We start from the raw sequence: 722 nt of genomic DNA on the forward strand, positions 1-722 counted from the left end.
CGTTCGCCCAATCAAAATGTTGACACGACCCAACGACGGTGGCGGCACGACACTGGTCCTCGCTGACAGCGACGACCTAGCTTCCGTGCCCGAATCGCATCGCGACATCATCACCGATTCCGTTCGGGAAGCGTTCCACGACCCTGCGGCCTACTTTTCTGAAGTTGCATCAAGGGCCGTGATTCCGAACCTAGGAAAGTACTTGGCCAACTTTGTAACTGACGGTCGATGGACTTTGCTGCTCGCAGACACGTACATGATGGACCGAGCGACAACTGCTGCATTCCAATGGTTTCACCCTGCGCAATATCCTTGCATGCTTGGCACACCAACCGCGGACTGTGGCGATAGCCGTTTTGCTTCGTTTTACGATCTCCTATCCATAGCGCATTGGGATTCGATCGGGTTTGCTGGCGGGATCGTTCCCTGCCGCAACCACATTTCGGTCGACGACTACGGGACACCATCGACAAATCCAACATTTCCAGCCGACGCAACGACGGTATTCGGCAACTCATCCTGTGGCGACATGATGGTCTGCAACTCTTCGGGCGATGCCGGTTACTTGTCTCACGAGAATGGTGCGTCGTACGTTGTCGGATCGTTTTCAGAGATGCTAGACTGGATTTTCGGCGAGCTGATTCAGCATCGAACGCCTGAGTTTGACTATTCCCGCTGCTAACGAAAATGGGCGAACCAGACGATGCACGTGAGCCGCCGAG

1 protein-coding gene is annotated in these 722 nt (G+C 54.8%); it reads left to right on the plus strand.

The features are described 5' to 3' along the window. Positions 1-682 (plus strand): hypothetical protein (locus FYC48_RS23155; protein WP_203546993.1); only part of this gene is annotated, 682 nt, incomplete at its 5' end. Positions 683-722 lie beyond the last annotated feature (40 nt).

Source organism: Roseiconus lacunae, from assembly GCF_008312935.1.
GTDB lineage: Bacteria > Planctomycetota > Planctomycetia > Pirellulales > Pirellulaceae > Stieleria > Stieleria lacunae.